At 69.6% G+C, this 17581-nt stretch carries 11 protein-coding genes; 3 read left to right on the top strand and 8 right to left on the bottom strand.

The annotated features are described in order from the left end of the window. Nucleotides 1-72: 72 nt before the first annotated feature. Together OG753_RS31415 and OG753_RS31410 are read right to left on the bottom strand one after the other, a co-directional pair. Entirely contained in the window at nt 73-1185 is a 1113-nt protein-coding gene (locus OG753_RS31415) for a substrate-binding domain-containing protein (RefSeq protein WP_327264964.1), read from the bottom strand. A 117-nt stretch (nt 1186-1302) separates the two neighbouring features. Then, a complete protein-coding gene (locus OG753_RS31410; protein WP_030008678.1) occupies nt 1303-2517 on the bottom strand; it encodes an ROK family transcriptional regulator in 1215 nt (404 codons plus the stop codon). Nucleotides 2518-3099: 582 nt separating this feature from the next. Here OG753_RS31410 and mgtA point away from each other — a divergent pair. Then, a complete protein-coding gene (mgtA, locus tag OG753_RS31405) occupies nt 3100-5847 on the top strand; it encodes a magnesium-translocating P-type ATPase (RefSeq protein WP_405791025.1) in 2748 nt (915 codons plus the stop codon). Nucleotides 5848-6005: 158 nt separating this feature from the next. Next, a complete protein-coding gene (locus OG753_RS31400) occupies nt 6006-6881 on the top strand; it encodes a hypothetical protein (RefSeq protein WP_405791024.1) in 876 nt (291 codons plus the stop codon). Nucleotides 6882-6906: 25 nt separating this feature from the next. Here the strand turns inward: OG753_RS31400 and OG753_RS31395 are convergent, their stop codons facing one another. The 5 genes from OG753_RS31395 to OG753_RS31375 all read right to left on the bottom strand — a co-directional run bounded on the left by OG753_RS31395 (nt 6907) and on the right by OG753_RS31375 (nt 14543). Further along, entirely contained in the window at nt 6907-7833 is a 927-nt protein-coding gene (locus OG753_RS31395) for a carbohydrate ABC transporter permease (protein ID WP_327264961.1), read from the bottom strand. Between the two features lie 13 nt (nt 7834-7846). After that, complete coding sequence (locus OG753_RS31390) at nt 7847-8791, bottom strand: sugar ABC transporter permease (protein ID WP_327264960.1); 945 nt, start codon at nt 8789-8791, stop codon at nt 7847-7849. 50 nt (nt 8792-8841) lie between these two features. Further along, nucleotides 8842-10272, bottom strand: a complete 1431-nt coding sequence (gene ngcE / locus OG753_RS31385; RefSeq protein ID WP_401275663.1) for an N-acetylglucosamine/diacetylchitobiose ABC transporter substrate-binding protein — start codon at nt 10270-10272, stop codon at nt 8842-8844. Nucleotides 10273-10587: 315 nt separating this feature from the next. Further along, nucleotides 10588-13317 carry an aconitate hydratase AcnA gene (acnA, locus tag OG753_RS31380; protein WP_405791023.1) on the bottom strand — a complete coding sequence of 910 codons (2730 nt, stop codon included), beginning with the start codon at nt 13315-13317 and terminating at the stop codon, nt 10588-10590. A 140-nt stretch (nt 13318-13457) separates the two neighbouring features. Further along, complete coding sequence (locus OG753_RS31375) at nt 13458-14543, bottom strand: LacI family DNA-binding transcriptional regulator (RefSeq protein ID WP_405791022.1); 1086 nt, start codon at nt 14541-14543, stop codon at nt 13458-13460. Between the two features lie 92 nt (nt 14544-14635). Between OG753_RS31375 and OG753_RS31370 the strand changes: the two genes are divergently transcribed. Further along, nucleotides 14636-16555: an amidohydrolase gene (locus tag OG753_RS31370; protein ID WP_405791021.1), complete on the top strand. Its 1920-nt coding sequence runs from the start codon at nt 14636-14638 to the stop codon at nt 16553-16555. Between the two features lie 60 nt (nt 16556-16615). Here OG753_RS31370 and OG753_RS31365 read toward each other — a convergent pair whose 3' ends face one another. Then, on the bottom strand, nt 16616-17491 hold the full coding sequence (locus OG753_RS31365) for a haloalkane dehalogenase (protein ID WP_405791020.1): 876 nt from the start codon (nt 17489-17491) through the stop codon (nt 16616-16618). Nucleotides 17492-17581: the final 90 nt, after the last annotated feature.

The raw sequence follows: 17581 nt of genomic DNA, 5'->3' as shown, positions 1-17581 counted from the left end.
AGTGGCGGGGATGAGTGGGCGGGACGCCGGTCAGGGATGGGGGGCCGCCTCGCGAGGAGGCGACGGGGGCCGCTACTTCAGGCCGGCTGCGGCGCAGGCCGCCGCGTACTTGTCGGAGCAGATCTCGTCGACCGAGTAGACGCCGTCCTTGACGACGGTGTCCTTGATATTGGCCTTGGTCAGCGAGATGACCGGGATCAGCACGGAGGGAACGCCCTTGGTGGTGGGGCTGTCGACCGTGGACGTGGTGCCCTCGGGCTTGCCGCCCTTGGCGAGGGCGACGGCCATCTTCGCGGCGGCCTCGGCCTCGGGGGCGTACGGCTTGTAGACGCTCATGAACTGCTCGCCCGCGACGATGCGCTGCACGCCGGCGAGTTCGGCGTCCTGGCCGGTGACGGGGGGCAGCGGGGAGACGCCGGCGGCCTTGAGGGCGGTGATGATGCCGCCCGCCATGCCGTCGTTGGCCGAGTAGACGCCGATGACCTTGTCCTTGCCGAGCGCGGAGAGCGCGGCCGCCATGTTGGTGTTGGCGTTCTCCGGCTTCCACTCGACGGTGTCGTACTCCTTGCCGACGTTCACCTTGCCGTCGAGCACGGAGTGCGCACCGGACTTGAAGAGCTTGGCGTTCGGGTCGGTGACCGAACCGTTCATCATGACGATCTGGCCGTCCTTGGCCTTGTCGCCCAGGGCCTCCAGCAGGGCCTTGCCCTGGACCTTGCCGACCTCTTCGTTGTCGAAGGAGGTGTAGGCGTCGATCGGGCCCTCGGCCAGGCGGTCGTAGGAGACGACCGGGATGCCGGCCTCCTTCGCCTTCTTGACCGAGCCGGCGATGGCCTTGGAGTCCACCGCGTCGATGATCAGGACGTCCACCTTGTTGGTGATCATCGTGTCGACCTGGGAGTTCTGCGTGGTCGCGTCCTGCTTGGCGTTGGCGTAGACGACCTCGCCCTTGCCGCCGGTGAGCTCGGCGACCTTCTTCTCGATGAGCGGCTTGTCGAACTTCTCGTAACGCGCGGTCTGGTTCTCCGGCAGGAGCAGACCGACCTTGATCGCGTCGCCCTTGGCAGCGCCGGAGGACTCCTTGGTCTTGTCGCCGGCCTCCTTGGCACTGCCACAAGCGGCGAGGGAAACGGCCATGGCGCCGGCGGCAACGGCTACAGCGGCTCTGCGCATACGCGTGTTCATTACTTGAACCTCCCTGACGAGGCCGCTACGCCGCGGCCGAGGTGGATGTGAGTCAACCCCGGCCGCGTTTTGCCGTCAAGGAGTGAATTCTTAACGAGATGACAACGGTGCCATTCGTTATCTACCTGAAGACAAGACGGCGGGAGCTCGCACTCCACTTCCATGATCTGACAAAAGTGTCGAATCGCCCATCTCGCTGAGTACGAGTGCCAGTGCGCCCAGCACTTCGGCGCGCCCTCCGAGGTTCCCCGTCAGCACCGACAACTGCCGGGCCGCACTGGGGATCGCGTACCTCCCGACCGATTCGCGGATGGGGGCGAGCACGAGCTCACCGGCCTCCGCCAGCGAGCCGCCCAGCACCACCCGGCTCGGGTTCAGCAGGTTGCACAGACTGGCCACGCCGCTGCCGATGTGCCGGCCCACGTCCGTGATCACCCGGCGGCAGCCCGGGTCCCCCTCGCGGGCCAGCTCGACCACCCGCTCCATCGTCAACTCCGGGCCGTGCGTGCCCTGGAGCAGCGGCAGCACGTACCGGGCGGCGGCGAAGGTCTCCAGGCAGCCGCGGTTGCCGCAGCGGCAGACGGGGCCCGATTCGTCCAGGGTGATGTGCCCGATCTCGCCCGCCGTGCCGCCCGGTCCGCGGTAGATCTGGCCGTTGATCACGAGGCCTGCGCCGACGCCGCTGGCCACCTTGATGTAGGCGAGGTCCTTTACTCCCCGCCCGCTCCCCCAAACGAGTTCGCCGAGGGCGCCGAGGTTCGCGTCGTTGTCCACGTACACGGGCACCCCGAGGCGCTGCGAGAGCTCCTGACGGGGGTTGATGCCCGCCCAGCCCGGCAGGATCGCCGTCGAGCCCAGGGTCCCCGACTCCACGTCGATCGGTCCGGGCACGCCGAGCCCGACGCCGATGACCTTCTCCAGGCCCACCCCGATGTCCGCGATCAGCCGTCCGACCAGGGCTTCGGCCCGGTCGAAGCCGTCCGCCCAGGATGCGTCGACGTCCAGCGGCTCGGACTCCTCGGCCAGCACCTGGTGGGCGAGGTTCCCCACCGCCACCCGCAGGTGGGTGTGGCCGAAGTCCACACCGATGACGATGCCGGCGTCACCGCTGAGCGAGACGCTGCGCGCGCGGCGGCCGCCGGCCGACGTATCGGTGACCTCGACGGTCCCGCCGTCCTTCAGCTCCCGGACGATGTTGGAGACCGTGGCCGCCGACAGTCCGGTGGCGCGGGCGATCTCCGCCTGGGTCAGCGATCCAGCGAGCCGCACCGCCCGCACGACCCGTTCGAGATTCGCGCGATGCAGTGACGACTGCGATCCGGGAGTCTGCACGACTCATCCACTCCTGCCCATTAGCGACGGCCAGCCGTCGCCCCCCGGCCGGGGCACGTCACGGCTTCACGCTCCGAGACCCCGGCATCTCTCCAACTTGTGAACCTTAAGTCGAGCCTTTGCGCTTCCACACGTCAAGAGGCTGACACGGCATGAACCGCCCACTACCGACCCAAAGGGGGAGAGAAGCGGCCCCTGGATCGTGCTACGGTCGCCGAGACGCCGATCATCTGCGGCCATTCCGGCCGGATCGGGCGTCTCGCTATGACCGCGCTATGCAAGGAGGTGTTCGGGATGAGTCCCGATCGAAGTCCTTGCAGCGCTCCCGTCGGCTGACCTTGTGACCGGCTGACCTTTCTCCGAGTGCCCGCGGCAGCGGCGGACCGCTGCCCCGTGCGCGCTTGCGCTGCTTACTTCCACGTTCCCTTCCTTCCGCATGCCCTGCCAACTCCGCCGGGCGTGCGTCATCCATGCCCATCGGCGTGCCCGCGTCCCCTCGGGCCGTTCCGCGCCGACCCATGATCACTCCACGTGACCGCTCGGCTTCGCGCTGCCCGGACACCGTGGAGGGAGGTATTCGTCATGACCATGCTCACCCCCCGTACTCCGGCCAAGCTCGCACCGCCGGGCCGGTCCCGGCGCGAGCGCAAGGCCGCCGAGCTGGAGTCCCGTACCCGGCTCGTCGGCGAGCGCCTCACCGCGATCAGCGCCCGCTCCGGCGTCCAGGTCCTGCAGGAGGTGGACGCCTCGACGGCCGGCCTCACCCACGCCGAGGCCGCACTGCGCCTGGAGCGCCACGGCCCGAACGTCGTCGCCCAGGAGCGCGCGCCCCGCTGGTACGTCCAGCTGGCGAAGGCCTTCTGGAACCCCTTCATCGCCGTCCTGGCCTTCCTGGCCGCCGTCATGTACTGGCAGGACCCCGAGGATCCGGGCGTCGTCATCCTCTCCGTGATGGTGGGGATCAGCGGGCTGCTGCGCTTCTGGCAGGAGTTCCGCTCGGGCCGCGCCGCAGATGCGCTGAAGCAGCTCGTCACCACCACCTGCGCGGTGCAGCGCAGGGCCGGCAGCGGCTCCGCGCCCACCACGTTCGAGGTACCCATGGACCAGGTGGTCCCGGGCGACGTGGTCAAGCTGGCGGCAGGCGACCTGATCCCGGCCGACCTGCGGATCGTCACCGCCAAGGACCTGAGCGTCGCGCAGGCGGCCCTGTCCGGCGAGTCCCTGCCGGTGGCGAAGGCCGACACCCGCGCACCGGACCTCGGCCGGCCGGACACCACCGACCCGGTGGAGGCCGACAACCTGGCCCTGATGGGCACCTCGGTCACCTCCGGCACCGCCACCGGGGTCGTCGTCGCCACCGGCGCCGACACCTACTTCGGCTCGATGGCGGGCTCGCTGGTCGGCGAGCGCCCGCAGACCAACTTCGACACCGGCGTGCGCAGGGTCAGCTTCCTGCTGATCCGCTTCATGCTGGTGATGGTCCCGGTCGTCTTCATGATCAACGGCTTCACGAAGGGCGACTGGGACGAGGCCTTCCTCTTCGGCATCGCCGTCGCCGTCGGGCTGACCCCCGAGATGCTGCCGATGGTCGTCTCCGCCAACCTGGCGCGCGGCGCGGTCGCCATGTCCAGGCGCAAGGTGGTCGTCAAGCGGCTCAACGCCATCCAGAACCTGGGCGCGATGGACGTGCTCTGCACGGACAAGACCGGCACCCTCACCGAGGACCGGATCGTCCTGGACCGGTACCTGGACGTGCACGGCCAGGAGGACGGCGAGGTCCTGGAGTACGGCTACCTCAACTCGCACTTCCAGACCGGCCTGAAGAACCTGATGGACCGGGCCGTCATCGACCGCGTGGACGAGGCCGAGGAGGTTGTCGTCGACGCACGGTTCTCGATGGTCGACGAGATCCCCTTCGACTTCGCCCGGCGCAGGATGACCGTGGTCCTGGACCGCAACAGCGTGGTGGGCGACTTCGGCCGCTCCGAACACATCATGATCACCAAGGGTGCCGTCGAGGAGGTCCTGGACCTCTGCACGCACATGACGGACCGCGGCCAGGGGGTCCCCCCGGCCGAAGGCTGGGGGAGGGTCGAGCTCACCGAGCAGCTGCGGTGGCACGTCACCCGGATCGCCGAGGACAACAACCGGCAGGGCCTGCGGGTCCTCGCCGTCGCCACCCGCACGATCGACACCCCGCGCGAGACCTACTCGGTCGCGGACGAGGACCGGCTCACCCTCGTCGGCTTCCTGGCCTTCCTCGACCCGCCGAAGGCGGACGCCGCCCGGGCCCTGCAGGGTCTGTCCGACAAGGGCATCGCGGTGAAGGTCGTCACCGGCGACAACGAGCTCGTGGCCGCCCGGGTCTGCGCCGACGTCGGCATCGATGTCGGGCAGGTGGTGCCGGGCTCCGCGACCGACGGCCTGGGCGACACCGAACTGCGCGCGCTGGCCGTCCGTACGACGGTCTTCGCCAAGGTCAATCCGGTCCAGAAGGCCCGGATCGTACGGGCCCTGCAGGCGGAGGGACACACCGTCGGGTTCCTCGGCGACGGCATCAACGACGCGGCCGCTCTCCGGGACGCCGACGTCGGCATCTCGGTGGACACCGCCGTGGACATCGCCAAGGAGTCGGCGGACATCATCCTGCTGGAGAAGGACCTGACCGTCCTGGAGCAGGGTGTCGTCCAGGGCCGGACCACCTTCGGCAACACGGTCAAGTACATCAAGATGACCGCGTCGTCGAACTTCGGCAACGTCTTCTCGGTCCTGGTGGCGAGCGCCTTCATCCCCTTCCAGCCGATGCTCGCGATCATGCTGCTGGTCCAGAACCTCGTCTACGACATCTCGCAGCTGGCGACCCCGTGGGACCGGATGGACGAGGAGTACCTGAGGAAGCCCCGCAACTGGGACGCCAAGGGCATCGGCCGCTTCATGGTCACCATCGGTCCGGTCAGCTCGATCTTCGACATCTCGATGTTCCTGATCATGTGGCACGTGTTCGAGGCCAACAGCACGGCGAGCCAGTCCCTCTTCCAGTCCGGCTGGTTCATCGAGGGCCTGCTCTCGCAGACCCTGATCGTCCACATGATCCGCACCCGGAAGATCCCCTTCATCCAGTCCCGCGCCTCCTGGCCGGTGATGGTGATGACCGTCCTCGCGGTGCTGACCGGGCTCTGGCTGCCCTTCTCGCCGCTGGCGCCCTCGCTGGGCTTCGTGGCCCTGCCGGCGAGCTACTTCCCGTGGCTGATCGGCGTACTGCTCGCGTACTGCACGCTCACGCAGCTGGTGAAGACCTGGTACATCCGCAAGTTCAACACCTGGCTGTAGGGGCCTGAACGCAGGAGCCACCCCGTGGTGCGGTCGCGCCCGGGACGGGCGGGGGCGAAGAATGAATTGAACACGTTCAGCCCGGCTGGCACTATGGATCCGGACGCCGCCGGCCGGGCCGGCGCGTTCGTCCGTCACGCCGCGAGGGGGGATCGAGCGTGCATCAGAAACGTTCCTACGGCAGGGTTCTGCTGGTCTCGACGCTGGTGGGGAACCTGGAGGTGGCGCTCGCCGTCGTGGTGGCGGTGCTGTACGCCCAGACGCAGCCGCCGCCGGACACGCCACCCGACCACACCGCCATCACGGGGGCCGTGTTCTCGGCCTGGCCCCTCGTCGCCGTCATCGCCTTCCTGCTGTCGCTGGTCCTCGTGCTGCCGGCGGTCGCACTGGCCGACCTCCTCGGGCGCCTGCTCGGCCGGCACGCGCCATGGTGGTCGGCGCCGCTGATGGTGGCGGTCCTGCTCGCGCTGCCCGTCTTCGGCTTCTCGGCGTACAACGACGTGCCCACGCGATCCACGCTGATCTTCTGGGCCTGCGCCACCGCCTCGCTCTCGCTGGGCGCGCTGACCGCCCTGCCCAGGCGTGAGGGACTGCTGCGGCGGGTGGCGCTGGGGGGCACGGCGGTGGTGGCGGGCACGGGCCTGCTCGGCGCTCTCGGACTCACCGCCGGCCTGCTGCCCGCGTACGAGCCGCCGAGGATCGGACCGCAGACCATGCCCGGCACCTGGACCGACCACACGAGCGGAACGCTGGTCTTCACCCCGGACGGCCGGGTCACGGCGTCCGGCGTCGGCCTGCACCGCTCCGGCGAGCACCCCAGCGGCCCGTCGCGGCGGTGTTCGGGCTCGGGGACCTGGTCGTACGAGAGCGGGCGGGACGCCCGGTCCCAGGAGGTCCGCGTACGGATCCCCGAGTGCCCGTGGCCGGCCTGGGCCGTCGACGGCACCGCCCGGGAGCCCCGGATCAGCCAGAACGTCGGCGACCCGGGCTCCCGGAGGCTGTACAGGCTGCGGAAGACCTCCGGCGGCTCCTGAGGCCGGAGACCGGGGGCCGGAGCCGCTACTTCAGCGTCGCCGAGGTGAGGCCGGCCTGGATCTGGCGCTGGAAGGAGAGGTAGACCACCAGCATCGGGATCATCGCGATGGTGACACCGGCGAAGAGGACGGGCAGGTCGGTCTCGTACCCCTGTTGCTGCTGGAGCTGGATCAGGCCCTGGGTGAGCAGGTAGCGCTCGGGGTCCGAGCCGGTCTGGGGCTGCATCAGCACCGAGGGCAGGATGTACTGGTTCCACTGGCCCAGGATGTTGAATATCCCGACGCTGATCAGGCCGGGCTTGGCCATCGGCACCATCACCTGGAAGAAGATCCGGGTGTCCGAGGCCCCGTCGATCACCGCCGCCTCGTGCACCGCCGTCGGCAGCGTCCGGAAGAACGAGTGCATGAAGAAGACGGTGAACGGCATCGAGTACGCGACGTACACGAGGATCAGGCCCTGGTACGTGTTCAGCATGTCGAACCGCTTGACCATGAAGAACAGCGGGACGAGCGCGAGGAAGACGGGGAACATCGCCCCGCTGACGAAGAAGTAGTAGACGAACCGGTTCCCCGGGAAGGGGTAGCGGGCCAGTACGTACGCCGCCATCGAGCCGAGCAGCATCGTCAGCGGGACCGAGAACACCATCACGATCAGGGTGTTCGCGAAGTAGTCGCCGATGCCCTTGTCCCAGGCGCGGCCGAAGGCGTCGAGGTTCCAGTTGGAGGGCCAGCTGAGGGCCGATCCGCCGATCTGCGCGTCGGTCTTGAAGGAGCCGAGCGCCAGCCAGATCAGGGGCAGGACGATCAGTACGGCCCAGACGGCGAGGAAGCCGTGGGAGAAGACGTTGAGGACCATGCCCTCGGAGCTCTTCGCGCCCCGTTCGCCGCTCGGTCCGGCTCCCCCGGACCGCTCCGCGGCTGCTTCGCCCGGAGCCTTGATCACTGTGGTCATGAGGGTCTCCCGCTCAGAACTCGATGCGCTCGCGGCGGGTGGCGCGCAGCGTGATGACGGAAAGGATCATGGTGAGGACGAGCATGACCACGCCCATGGCGCAGGCGTAGCCGCTCTTGCCGAAGTAGAGGAAGTTCCTCATCAGCACCGTCGCCATGACCTCGCTGTGGTGGTCGGGGCCGCCGCCGAACTGGCCCGAGGTCATGGTCGACACCAGGACGAACATGTCCATCGCGGCGATGCCCAGGTAGACCGCGGAGGTCTGCACAGAGTCCCACAGCAGGGGCAGGGTGACCTTGAAGAAGGTCTGGGCGCGCCCGGCCCCGTCGAGCAGGGCGGCCTCGTAGATGTCCTTGGGGACGGACTGCATGGCCGCCGAGAACAGGACGAGGTAGAAGCCGACGCCGTGCCAGACGACGACCAGGAGCAGGCACCACAGCACGAGCCGCGGTTCGTTGAGCCATTCGACCGGATGCTGCCGGTCGACCAGGCCGAGGCGGATGAGGACGCCGTTGAGCAGGCCGCCCTCGTCGGTGCGGTACACGGCGCCGAAGAGCACCGCGAGGATGGCGAGGGAGAGGACCTGCGGGAAGAAGTAGACGATCTTGTAGAAGCCCGATCCCCGTACGCCCTGCACCCCGCCGGCCCCGCCCCGCCCGCCCGCGTTCACCATGAAGGCGAAGAAGAGGGCGAGCAGGATGGTGACCACCGGGACGAACACCAGGAGCAGCAGGTTGTTCCACAGGGCGCCGCGGAAGACCTCGTCCTTCATCAGGGCCGTGTAGTTGTCCACCCCGACGAAATCGAAGGTCGGTGACTGGCCCGTCCAGTTGGTGAAGGAGTAGCCGAACGTCTGTACGTACGGCCAGATGACGAAGGTCAGGTACAGCGCGAGGGGTGCGAGGAGGAAGCCGGCGATGAAGCCGCCCCGTCCCCTGCCCTGGGCTACTTGGCTCATGGTGTCCGTCCCTGGAGTGCCCGGTGACCGGTGCCCGGTGGAGCGCGAGGTCAGCTGCGACGGTTGTTCTTGGCGTTCGGGTCCTGCGCCGCCTTGTTTACCGCAGCCTGGGCCCGCTTGATCCACTCCTTCGGCTGAATCCGCTTCGCCATCAGCTCATTGGACGCGTCCTGGATCGCCGTGTCCATTTCGCTGTACCAGTCGGGGTAAAGGTAGTTGAAGGTGTTGTCCCCCGCCGCCTTGAGCGCCCCCACGGCCGACTGGGTGCCCGGCCGTAGCTTCACGCTCGGGTCCACGCCGTCCTTGACCACGGTGAGCGAATTGGCCTGCTGGGCGAACATGGTCGACCATTCGCGGGACAGCATCGAACGGATGAACTCCAGGCCGCCCGCCTTGTTGGCCGCCTTCTCCGGGACGATGAAGGGCTCGCCGGCGCCGGCCCGGATGGCCTCGAGGGGCAGCTTGCTGTCGGCCAGCAGCGGGACCGGCAGGAACTGCATGTCGAAGTCTTCCGGCGTCTGCTTGAGCTGCTCGTTCTCCAGCCAGGAGCCGGAGGGGATGAAGGCCGCCTTGTACTGGTTCCAGGCGGTCTGGGACTCCGTGTGGGTCAGTCCGTTGGTGCCCGGGAGCAGCAGGTCCTTCTCGACGACCTCGTAGACGGCCTCGACGGCGGCGAGGGCCACCGCACTGCCCTCGAAGGCGTTCGGCTCCAGGTTGTCGATCGCCTTCACGGCGTCCAGACCGCCCTTCTTGGCGATCAGGTCCATGATGACGACGTTGATGTAGTAAGGGAACTTGCCCTGGTGCGCGAGGCCGCCGATGCCGGCCTCCTTGGCCTTCGTGCAGACGGCGAGGAACTCGTCCCAGGTCTTGGGGGCGGTCCAGCCCTTCTCCTTGAAGAGCTTGCCCGAGTACCAGAAGCCCCAGACGGTGTAGACGTAGTTGAGCGAGATGAACTTGCCGCCCTGCGTGCCCTGTTCGACGGTGCCCGCGATCAGCAGGTCACGGACCTTCTTGCTCGGGTCGTCGAGCGAGGGCGCGTCGAGCACCGGGGTGAGGTCGGCGAGCTGGTTGCTCTTGAAGAGCACGTCCAGCTTGATCCGCTGGGCGCCGGAGTTGTCGACGACATCCGGCGGGTTTCCGCCGTTGAAGCGCGTCTGGAGCTTTCCGGTGATCTCCTGGGTCCCGAGGTGGGAGCTGGTGGTGCCCCACTTCTTGTCGAAGGCGGCCTCCCAGGCCTTCGCGTAGTCGTCACCGAACCCGCCCTTGAAGACGACGACGTCCATCTTGCTGCCCTTCGAGACGCCGAAGGGGTTCTGCGCGCTCGTCGCGGCCTTGGACGGGCCGCTGGTGGATTCGCCGCCGCCGGACGCGCAGGCGGACAGGAAGCCCATCGTCGGCACGGTGATCAGGCCGAGTGCCGCAGAGCGCTTGATCAGATCACGGCGGCCGAGGCCCTCACCGGTGGATGCCATGCTCATGTCCTCGCCTTCGTCAGAAGTGTGAAGGACGCGGGAAATCACGGCAGTTGCCGTCCATGCGGACGACGCCGCAGTTCCCCGCTGTCCCCCGGGTCCGGGGCCGCTCCTACGAAGCGACCTGGACGGGCACAGGTATAGTCCACTTCCGCTCGCCTGAGCAAGATCGTGCACAAGGATGACCGCCAGCTTTTCCGAGTTGAGACCTGTCCGTCATCTGGCACCGCGTGACGAAAATGCGGAAGGGCCGTACCCCCGTGACGGGGATACGGCCCTATGGTGCCGATTCAGCGGAGAAGGGCTCCGCTTGGCGCGCCCTTAACCCCGGATGAGGTTCCGCAGGACGTACTGCATGATGCCGCCGTTGCGGTAGTAGTCCGCCTCGCCCGGCGTGTCGATGCGCACGACCGCGTCGAACTCCACACCGGTGTCGGTGGTGACCTTGACCGTGCGCGGGGTGGTGCCGTTGTTCAGCTCCTCCACACCGGTGAACGCGAAGGTCTCCTCGCCGGTCAGGCCCAGGGAGGCCGCGGTGGCACCCTCCGGGAACTGCAGCGGCAGGACGCCCATGCCGATCAGGTTGGAGCGGTGGATGCGCTCGTAGGACTCGGCGATGACGGCCTTGACGCCGAGCAGCGCGGTGCCCTTGGCCGCCCAGTCGCGGGACGAGCCGGAGCCGTACTCCTTGCCCGCCAGGATGACCAGCGGGATGCCGGCGGCCTGGTAGTTCTGCGAGGCGTCGTAGATGAAGGAGACCGGCGCGCCCTCGACCGTGAAGTCGCGGGTGAAGCCGCCCTCGGTGCCCGCGGCGATCTGGTTGCGCAGGCGGATGTTGGCGAACGTACCGCGGATCATGACCTCGTGGTTGCCGCGGCGGGAACCGTAGGAGTTGAAGTCGCGGCGCTCGACGCCGTGCTCGGTGAGGTACTTGCCGGCCGGGGTGTCGGCCTTGATCGCACCGGCCGGGGAGATGTGGTCGGTGGTGACCGAGTCGCCCAGCTTCGCCAGCACACGGGCGCCGGCGATGTCGGAGACCGGGGTGGTCTCCATCGTCATGCCCTCGAAGTAAGGGGGCTTGCGCACGTAGGTGGACTGCGGGTCCCACTCGAAGGTGTTGCCGGTCGGGATCGACAGGGCCTGCCACTGGGCGTCGCCCGCGAAGACGTCCTGGTAGGACTTGCTGAACATGTCCTCGCCGATCGCGTTCGCGACGACGTCGTTGACCTCGGCCTCGGAGGGCCAGATGTCCTTCAGGAAGACCGGGTTGCCCTCGGTGTCGATCCCGATGGCGTCCTTGGTGATGTCCACCTTCATGGAGCCCGCGATGGCGTACGCGACGACCAGCGGCGGGGAGGCCAGGTAGTTCATCTTGACGTCGGGGTTGATGCGGCCCTCGAAGTTGCGGTTGCCCGAGAGGACCGAGGTGACCGCCAGGTCGGCGTCGTTGATCGCCTTGGAGATCTCCTCCTCCAGCGGACCCGAGTTGCCGATGCAGGTGGTGCAGCCGTACCCGACGAGGTTGAAGCCCATCTTGTCGAGGTACGGGGTCAGGCCGGCCTTGTCGAAGTAGTCGGTGACGACCTTCGAGCCCGGGGCCAGGGTGGTCTTGACCCACGGCTTGCGGGCGAGGCCCTTCTCCACGGCCTTCTTCGCCACGAGGGCGGCCGCGACCATGACGTAGGGGTTCGAGGTGTTGGTGCACGAGGTGATCGCGGCGACGGTGACGGCGCCGTGGTCGATCTCGAAGGAGGTGCCGTCGGCCAGGGTCACCGCGGTGGGCTTGGTGGGCACACCGTTGGAGGACGCCGGGGCGTCGGACGCCGGGAAGGACTCCTTGCCGGCTTCCTCGTCGTCGGAGACGTAGTTGCGTACGTCGACGGCGAACTGCTCGGCGGCGTTGGCGAGGACGATGCGGTCCTGCGGCCGCTTCGGGCCGGCGATGGAGGGGACGACCGTGGAGAGGTCGAGCTCCAGCTTCTCGGAGAAGTCGGGCTCGGCGGCCGGGTCCAGCCACAGGCCCTGGGCCTTGGCGTACGCCTCGACGAGCGCGACCTGCTGGGCGTCGCGGCCGGTCAGGCGCAGGTACTTCAGGGTCTCGTCGTCGATCGGGAAGACCGCGGCGGTGGAGCCGAACTCCGGAGACATGTTGCCGATGGTGGCGCGGTTCGCCAGCGAGGTGGCGGCGACGCCCTCACCGTAGAACTCGACGAACTTGCCGACGACGCCGTGCTTGCGGAGCATCTCGGTGATGGTCAGCACGAGGTCGGTGGCGGTGGTGCCGGTCGGCAGCTCGCCGGTCAGCTTGAAGCCCACGACGCGCGGGATCAGCATGGAGACCGGCTGGCCGAGCATCGCGGCCTCGGCCTCGATGCCGCCGACGCCCCAGCCCAGCACGCCGAGGCCGTTGACCATGGTGGTGTGCGAGTCGGTGCCGACGAGGGTGTCGGGGTACGCCTGGCCGTTACGGACCATGACCGTGCGGGCCAGGTGCTCGATGTTGACCTGGTGGACGATGCCGGTGCCCGGGGGGACGACCTTGAAGTCGTCGAAGGCGGTCTGGCCCCAGCGCAGGAACTGGTAGCGCTCCTTGTTGCGGCCGTACTCCAGCTCGACGTTCTGCGCGAAGGCGTCCGGCGTGCCGAACTTGTCGGCGATGACGGAGTGGTCGATGACCATCTCGGCGGGCGAGAGCGGGTTGATCTTCGCCGGGTCGCCGCCGAGGGCCTTGACGGCCTCGCGCATGGTGGCGAGGTCCACCACGCAGGGAACGCCGGTGAAGTCCTGCATGATCACGCGGGCCGGCGTGAACTGGATCTCCTCGCTGGGCTGGGCCTGCGAGTCCCAGGAGCCGAGCGACCGGATGTGGGCGGCGGTGATGTTCGCGCCGTCCTCGGTACGGAGCAGGTTCTCCAGCAGGACCTTCAGGCTGTAGGGAAGGCGGGCGGAGCCCTCGACCTTGTCCAGCTTGAAGATCTCGTACGACTCGTCGCCCACCTGCAGCGTGCTGCGGGCGTCGAAGCTGTTCGCCGACACGACAGTCTCCTTCATGCATGAATTCGCGCGTATAACCGCAATCCTGCCGCCACGCCCCTTGGCCAATCCGCTAAGGTAGGGCTAAGTTAGGTAACCCTTACCAGCGGGGGCGGCTGCGGTACGCCTTCGGCAGATATCTCGATGTCGAGATAACTCTAGTACATGTCCGGGGGGAGGGACGAGGCGCGCACCCGCAGTCCTGCCGGGACCGTCAGCTGACCAGTCGATTCCGCATGCCCGGATTCGATCAGGTTGACCAGGACAGACACCGCAGAGGCGGCGATCCGCTCCGGATTCAGGGTGACGGTGGTCACGGCCGGTTCGGTCTCCGCGTACGCCGGATCCTCGCTGGCGCAGACCAGCAGCAGCCGGAGACCGTGGCGCTCGGCGGCGGCCAGCACCTGGCGGCCCCCCGGGTCGTACACGCAGTACACGGCGTCGGGCCGGTCCGCTCCGGCCAACGCGGGGTCGAAGGCGTGCCCGGCCGTGTCGTCCGGGTCGAAGGGGACCAGGAGCGGGGCCAGGCCGCGCTCCGCGCACCACTGTTCGTAGGCCGCGGTGACGGCCCCGGTGTAGAACTCGCGGCCGTAGCCCGAATGCAGTGCGATCCGCCGGGCGCCGGACGCCGCGAGATGGTCGAGCACCTCGCGGGTGGCGGCGGTGTGGTCGTTGTCCACCCAAACGTCCCCCGGCCAGGGGTCGGGCGGCCGCCCGTCGAAGACCACCGGCATGCCCCGCGCCCGCAGGGCCCTCAGCACCGGGTCGCCGGCCGGGCTGTCGAGCAGCAGCATCCCGTCCACGGCGAGCGTGTGCCACAGCGGCTCGGCGCCGCGGTCGGCGGGCAGGGTGGTCAGGGCGTACCCGTGCGCGTGCGCGGCCGAGGTCGCCGCGGTGAGCCAGCGGGAGAAGTAGGCGATCCCCGCGAAGTCCCAGGCGTCGCCGGCGTACGTGGTCACCGCGAGGCCGAGGCTGCGGGTGCGCGGGCCGCGGCGCGCTCCGTAGCCGAGCGCGCCCGCCACCTCGCGGACCCGTCTGCGGGTCGAACCCCCGAGGCGGCCGGTGCCGTTGAGCGCGTGCGAGACGGTCGCGGTGGAGACCTCGGCGGCGCGTGCGATGTCGGCGAGGGTCGGGCCGGGCGGGGGCGTGGGGCCCGGTGCGGGTGTCGGGCCGGACGGGAGGCCCGGTGCGGGTGTCGGGCCCGGCGCGGGTGTCGGGCCCGGCGCGGGTGGGTGCTCTGGCACGCGGCCATCGTACGGATTTCGTCGGCGGAGGCGGCTTCTGGTTAAGCGGTTAATCAAACAGTGTCCTGGCCACACCAACGTTTGGAGTGAGCATGACGTCTTCTCCTCTTTCCCGCCGGGGCCTCCTCGCGGCCGCCGGGGTCGCCGGCGTCGCCGGGGCGGCTGGCCTGCTGGGAGCCGCTCCGGCCGCCGCCTCCCCGGCAGCCTCGGCCTCCCCCGCCACCGCCGGGCGGGGGTCGGCGGCCCTGGTGGTCCACAACGCCTCGGTGTTCACCGGGACCGGCGGCCGGGCACCCGTCGAGGCCGTCGCGGTCGGCCGGGACGGCAGGATCCTGGCCACCGGCACCGACGCGGCGGTACGCCGGCACGTGGGCCGGGACACCGAGGTCGTCGACGCCCGCCGCAGCACGGTGATGAGCGGCATCCACGACGGCCACGTCCACCCGCTCGGCGCGGGCGAACGCTCGCTGTCCCCCTCGCTGGGCGGCGCGGAGACCACCCCGGCCGAGCTCCAGGAGATCCTGACCGGCTTCCTCGCCGACACGGGCGGCGCGGGCGCGGAGCCCGACCGCTGGCTGGTGGTCGAGGACTGGAACCCGGTCGGACTGCTCCCCGTGGGCACCCACCCGCACCACGCGGTGCTGGACGCGCTCCCGACCCGGCGGCCGATCGCCCTCGTCGGCGGCGACGGGCACAACCTGTGGGCCAATCAGCGGGCCCTGGACATCGCCGGGATCACGGCGGCCACGCCCGACCCGGTCGGCGGCAAGGTGGTGAAGGGTGCGGACGGCCGGCCGACGGGCGTCCTCAAGGACGACGCCCAGGGCCTGGTGCGGCGGCACATACCGGAACCCACCCGGGCCGAGCTGGTCGCGGCGTGCGCGAAGGTGCTGGAGCTGGCGGCCGCCTCCGGGGTCACGACGATGATGGACGCGCTGGTGGGACGGCACGAGCTGGAGCTGTACCAGGCCCTCTCGGCGGCGGGGAAGCTGCCGCAGCGGATCGTGCCGGCCATCCGGCTGGAGGCGGAGCAGACCAGGGACCCGGCGGGCGCGCTGGCGTACGCGCGGGGCCTGCGGCGGGAGTTCGAGGGGGTGCGGGGGCTCCGGTTTGGGATGATCAAGGTCTTCCTGGACGGGGTCATCGAGTACCCGGCGCAGACGGCCGCGCTGCTGGCGCCGTACCTCGACGGGAACGGCGGGCCGACCGGCAACCGGGGCGAGCTCTACACCTCGGCGGCGGACTACGGCCGGCTCGCCGCAGCCTTCAACGGGGCGGGCTGGCAGATGCACGCCCACGGACTCGGCGACCGTGCGGTGCGCACCGCTCTGGACGGATACGCGTACGCCAAGCGGGTGACGGGCCGACGGGACGCCCGCAACGCCGTGGCGCACCTGCAGCTCGTGGACCCGGCGGACCTGCGGCGCTTCGCGCAGCTGGGGGTCACTGCGTGCATGCAGCTCCAGTGGGCGGCGAAGGACACCTGGACGATGGAGGCGCTGCTTCCGTACATCGGCCCCGAGCGGCACCGGTGGATGTACCCGGCGCGGAGCCTGGAGAAGGCGGGGGCGCGGCTGTCGGGCGGCTCCGACTGGCCGGTGGACGCCCTCCAGGTGTGGAACCAGCTGCGGACGGCGATCGACCGGCAGGGCGCCTTCGGGGCGGGCCCGCTGTACCGCGAACTGGAGGGGCTCGGCCGGGACACGGTGCTGCGGATGCACACCTCGGGCACCGCGTGGCAGCTGCGCCAGGAGGGGCTGACGGGCACGGTGGAGCAGGGCAGGGCGGCGGACCTGGTGGTGCTGGACCGGGACGTGACGCGCTGCCCGGTGGCGGACATCAGCGGGACGGGGGTACGGATGACCCTGGTCGGCGGCCGGGTGGTGCACGACGCGGATTCGGCGTCGGGGAAAGCCGCGTCGGCGCGGGTGGCCGGCGCCGCCTCCGGCCCGCGCCCGGCCTCGTACGCGGCGGTGCACGCCGGGGGGCGCCACCACGCCTGCAAGCACTGAGCGGGGCGCCGCTGCCGGGGCCTGGCCTGCTGCGGCCGGCAGTGGCCTGCCGCGCCGGGGTCAGCCTGCTGCGAGGCCGTGCCGGGCGGCCCAGGCGTTGACGGCGGCGGCGATCTCCTCCGGCCGGTCCTCGGGGCAGAGGTGGGCGGCCGGGCCGCAGTACTCGGTTTCCAGCGCCGAGACGTTCTCCTCGCACCAGGCGACCGTTCCGGGGTCGGTCATGAGCGCCGGCGAGCCGTCGAAGGTGAGCAGCAGCTTGGGCACCTGCGGGCTGTCTGCCAGCCAGGCGTCGTACTTCTCCACGACGGCGTGCACGTCCGCCGGATCGCCGTCGATCGGCAGCGAACGGGCCCAGCGCAGCATGGGCAGCCGGCTCTCGCGGGTCGGGTAGGGGGCGGCGTAGACCGCGTGGTCATCCTCGCTCATCGGGTTCAGGACCGTCTGCCTGATGCTGTCCTCGATGAAGATGTTCCGGTCCAGGACCATCTCCTCCCCGACGCCCGGCGTGCGGAGGGCCTCGAACCGGACCCGCGCGGCGGGCGGGTACTGCTCCCAGCTCAGCGGCCGCACGATCGTCTCCATGAAGGCGATGCCGCGGACCCGCCCGGGGTGCCGGGCGGCCCGGTCGAAGGCGAGTGCGCCGCCCCAGTCCTGACCGACCAGCACCACCTCGTCGAGGCCGAGGGCGTCGAACCACGCGTCCAGGTAGCGGGCGTGGTCCTCGAAGCGGTACTCCCCGCCCGGCTTTCCGGAGCGGCCCATGCCGATGAGGTCGGGGGCCAGGACGCGGACCCCTCCCTCGATGCGGGGCAGGACGCCGCGCCAGAGGTGGGAGGAGGTCGGGTTGCCGTGCAGGAAGACGAAGGGCACACCGTGGGTGCCCGCGCCGCGGTCCTCGTAGTACATGGTCGAGTCGAGCACGTCGATCGTGGCCATGGAGACCCTTTCCGAATATCGTTCGGGCAACTAACGTTAGCGACACCAACGAAGCTATATCGTTAGTGGCACTAACGCAATGAGTACCAT

The organism is Streptomyces sp. NBC_00029, assembly GCF_045160505.1.
GTDB lineage: Bacteria > Actinomycetota > Actinomycetes > Streptomycetales > Streptomycetaceae > Streptomyces.
Note: the sequence above shows the minus strand (reverse complement) of the source record. Positions and strands in the feature narration are given on the sequence as shown.

What these genes read in the sequence shown, in the direction of transcription:
- OG753_RS31415 (WP_327264964.1), bottom strand. Translation starts at nt 1,185, where the DNA reads ATGAACACGCGTATGCGCAGAGCCGCTGTAGCCGTTGCCGCCGGCGCC.
- mgtA (WP_405791025.1), top strand. Translation starts at nt 3,100, where the DNA reads ATGACCATGCTCACCCCCCGTACTCCGGCCAAGCTCGCACCGCCGGGC.
- OG753_RS31395 (WP_327264961.1), bottom strand. Translation starts at nt 7,833, where the DNA reads ATGACCACAGTGATCAAGGCTCCGGGCGAAGCAGCCGCGGAGCGGTCC.
- OG753_RS31390 (WP_327264960.1), bottom strand. Translation starts at nt 8,791, where the DNA reads ATGAGCCAAGTAGCCCAGGGCAGGGGACGGGGCGGCTTCATCGCCGGC.
- ngcE (WP_401275663.1), bottom strand. Translation starts at nt 10,272, where the DNA reads ATGAGCATGGCATCCACCGGTGAGGGCCTCGGCCGCCGTGATCTGATC.
- acnA (WP_405791023.1), bottom strand. Translation starts at nt 13,317, where the DNA reads ATGAAGGAGACTGTCGTGTCGGCGAACAGCTTCGACGCCCGCAGCACG.
- OG753_RS31370 (WP_405791021.1), top strand. Translation starts at nt 14,636, where the DNA reads ATGACGTCTTCTCCTCTTTCCCGCCGGGGCCTCCTCGCGGCCGCCGGG.
- OG753_RS31365 (WP_405791020.1), bottom strand. Translation starts at nt 17,491, where the DNA reads ATGGCCACGATCGACGTGCTCGACTCGACCATGTACTACGAGGACCGC.